This window comes from Pseudomonas mandelii, from assembly GCF_002251635.1.
GTDB lineage: Bacteria > Pseudomonadota > Gammaproteobacteria > Pseudomonadales > Pseudomonadaceae > Aquipseudomonas > Aquipseudomonas mandelii_B.
Map to the genome: position 1 here is coordinate 1 of NZ_NMOJ01000222.1, position 3,269 is coordinate 3,269.

The window sequence follows — 3,269 nt, forward strand, 5'->3', positions numbered from 1 at the left end:
AATAATNAATANAAATGGGNGTGTGTTGTGGAAATTGCCTGTCTCGACCTGGAAGGGGTGCTGGTTCCGGAAATCTGGATCGCCTTCGCTGAAAAAACCGGTATTGAATCCTTGCGGGCCACCACCCGGGATATTCCCGACTACGACGTGCTGATGAAGCAACGCCTGCGCATCCTCGACGAACACGGGCTCAAGCTCGCCGATATCCAGGAAGTGATCGCCACCCTCAAGCCGCTGGACGGTGCCATCGAGTTCGTCAACTGGCTGCGCGAGCGGTTNCAGGTGGTGATTTTGTCAGACACCTTCTACGAATTCTCCCAACCGCTGATGCGCCAACTCGGCTTCCCGACCTTGCTGTGCCATCGGTTGATTACCGATGAGACNGGACGGGTGACGAGCTATCAGTTGCGTCAGAAAGATCCGAAGCGCCAGTCGGTTCTGGCGTTCAAGAGCCTTTACTACCGGGTGATTGCGGCAGGGGATTCCTACAACGACACCACCATGCTCGGCGAAGCTGACCGTGGGATTCTGTTCCATGCGCCGGAGAATGTGATTCGCGAGTTNCCGCAATTCCCGGCGGTACATACTTTTGAGGACTTGAAGCAGGAGTTCATCAAGGCTTCCAACCGCGCCCTAAGTCTGTAAGAACAACCTGTGGCGAGGGAGCTTGTCGGATCGCCACAAAAGCCCGGAATCAAAGGTTTTGCAGGGTATCGAGCAGGACCTTAACCTTGGTAATCGACTCCTGATATTCGGCCTGCCACTCCGAGTCCGCCACGATCCCGCCGCCGCCCCAGCAGCACACCTGCCCATCCTTGACCAACAAACTGCGAATCGCGATGGAGCTGTCCATCTCGCCGCGTACGTCCAGGTACACCAGCGAGCCGCAGTACAAGCCGCGTCGCGTCGGCTCCAGCTCGTCAATGATCTGCATCGCGCGGATCTTCGGCGCACCGGTGATCGATCCGCCCGGGAAACTGCCGGCGATCAGGTCCAGGGCATCCCGGTCATCCGCCAGTTCGCCGGTCACGCTGCTCACCAGGTGATGCACATTCGGATAGCTTTCCAGACTGAACAACTCCGGCACCCNCACCGAGCCGNTGCGGCAGGTGCGACCGAGGTCGTTGCGCAGCAGGTCGACGATCATCAGGTTTTCGGCGCGATCCTTGGGGCTGGCCAGCAGTTCGGCGGCGTNNGCNGCGTCTTCGGCAGCCGTCAGGCCGCGCGGGCGGGTGCCTTTGATCGGGCGGGTTTCCACATGACGTTCACTGACTTTGACGAAGCGCTCAGGGGACAGGCTCAACACCGCGCCGCCGTCGGGCAAGCTCTGGAAACCGGAAAACGGTGTCGGGCACGCGGCCCGCAGCGCGACATACGCGGCCCACGGATCACCCACACATTGCGCACGAAAGCGCTGGGCGAAGTTGACCTGGTAGCAATCGCCGGCCTGGATGTACTGCTGAATGCGCTCAAGCGCTTGGCGATACTCGTCAGCGCTCAGGTCGGCTTTCATCGGGGCTTTCAATTTGAACGGCTCGATCGGTTCAACCGCAGGCTGACTGAACAAGGCGATCAGGCGCTGGCGCTCGCTGTCGATCAGTGTCGGGTGGAACACCAATTGACTGGTGGCCAGGTGGTGATCGCTGATCAATGCCCAGTCGTACAGCCCGAAACGCGCATCCGGCAATTGCAGGTCGTCCTGCGCCTGGCTCGGCAGGTGTTCAAGATGCCGTCCGAAGTCATAACTCAGATAACCGATCAGGCCGCCGGCGAACGGCAGTTCATCGGGAACCGCTGCTTCACCCAGTCGTGCCAGATGGTCGCGAAGGCGTTGCAGGAAATCGCTGCCACTTTCGTCAGGCAATACCGCTATTTGCTCCAGCGGCCAGGCGCTGAGCAGGTCATAACGCCCGCGATCAGCGGTGGGCCGGCCGCTGTCGAGCAGCACGGCACCGGGAGCAAGACGAATCGCCGCGAAGTAGTCGGCGGGGTTGGCGCGATAGGGCAGCGGGTGTACGGAACAGGTCAACATGGGCGGGGCAGATCAGCCATCGAGGCGGGGGGGCGATTGTAGTCCTCTGCAGGATTTGCTCCTAGAGGGGATGTCGGGGATTGGTAGATTGGGGGCAGAGTTGAGAGGTTTGGTGCTGCTAGTCAGTCTTCGCGGGCAAGCCCGCTCCCACAAGTTTTGCACAATCCCTCCCACAAGTTTTGCACAATCCCTGTGGGAGCGGGCTTGCCCGCGATGGCAGCAACTCAGTATCGGATCAACCCTCAACCGCAGGAATATGCCCAAACATCTCCTGGACAAACTCAACCCGCTCCTGAACCGTCTCAACAACCCCGCGAGCCTTCAACTCTTCCAACCGCGCTTCAACCGCATGGGTGCGCAGCGTCAGGCCGCAATCGTTGGCAATCTGGATATTCAGCCCCGGCCGTGCATTCAGTTCGAGGATCAGCGGGCCTTTTTCCTGGTCCAGCACCATGTCCACGCCGATATAGCCCAGCCCGCACAGCTCATAACAACCGGCAGCGAGTTTCATGAAACCGTCCCAGTAGGGCAGTTGCACGCCGTCCACTGCGTTGGTGGTGTCGGGATGTTTGGTGATGATGTTGTTCAGCCAGGTGCCGCGCAGGGTCAGGCCGGTGGCCAGGTCCACACCCACGCCAATCGCACCCTGGTGCAGGTTGGCCTTGCCGCCGGACTGCCGGGTCGGCAGGCGCAGCATGGCCATCACCGGGTAGCCCATCAACACGATGATGCGGATATCCGGCACGCCTTCGTAGCTGATGCTCTTGAAGATCTGGTCGGGCACCACGCGGTATTCGATCAGCGCACGGTCGCGGTGGCCGCCCAGGGAATACAAACCGGTGAGGATGCTGGAAATCTGGTGCTCGATTTCTTCATGGCTGATGATCTTGCCGGACACGGTGCGATAGCGCCCTTCAAAACGGTCGGCCACCACCAGGATGCCATCGCCGCCGGCGCCCTGGGCCGGTTTGATCACAAAGTCACTGCGCCCGCCGATGATCTCGTCGAGCTTGTCGATTTCCTTCTCGGTGGAAATGACCCCGTACATTTCCGGCACATGGATGCCGGCGGCAATCGCCCGCTCCTTGGTGATGATCTTGTCATCCACAATCGGGTACAGGCTGCGCTTGTTGTACTTGAGCACGTAGTCGGCATTACGCCGGTTGATGCCCATGATCCCCCGCGCTTCGAGGGCCTTCCAGGTCTTCCAGAAGCCGAACATTACGAGTCAGCCTTG

At 60.2% G+C, this 3,269-nt stretch carries 3 protein-coding genes; 1 reads left to right on the plus strand and 2 read right to left on the minus strand.

Translation table 11 applies throughout. The features are described 5' to 3' along the window. Positions 1 to 27: 27 nt before the first annotated feature. Positions 28 to 645, plus strand: coding sequence for a bifunctional phosphoserine phosphatase/homoserine phosphotransferase ThrH (thrH, locus tag B7L09_RS27035; protein ID WP_094471434.1), 618 nt, complete (start codon positions 28 to 30; stop codon positions 643 to 645). 49 nt (positions 646 to 694) lie between these two features. Here the strand turns inward: thrH and pabB are convergent, their stop codons facing one another. After that, the gene (gene pabB, locus B7L09_RS27040; RefSeq protein WP_094471435.1) at positions 695 to 2,032 is read right to left on the minus strand and encodes an aminodeoxychorismate synthase component I; all 1,338 of its coding nucleotides are present in this window, start codon (positions 2,030 to 2,032) and stop codon (positions 695 to 697) included. A 235-nt stretch (positions 2,033 to 2,267) separates the two neighbouring features. Beyond that, positions 2,268 to 3,254, minus strand: a complete 987-nt coding sequence (locus tag B7L09_RS27045) for an alpha-L-glutamate ligase-like protein (protein WP_094471436.1) — start codon at positions 3,252 to 3,254, stop codon at positions 2,268 to 2,270. Between the last annotated feature and the right edge of the window lie 15 nt (positions 3,255 to 3,269).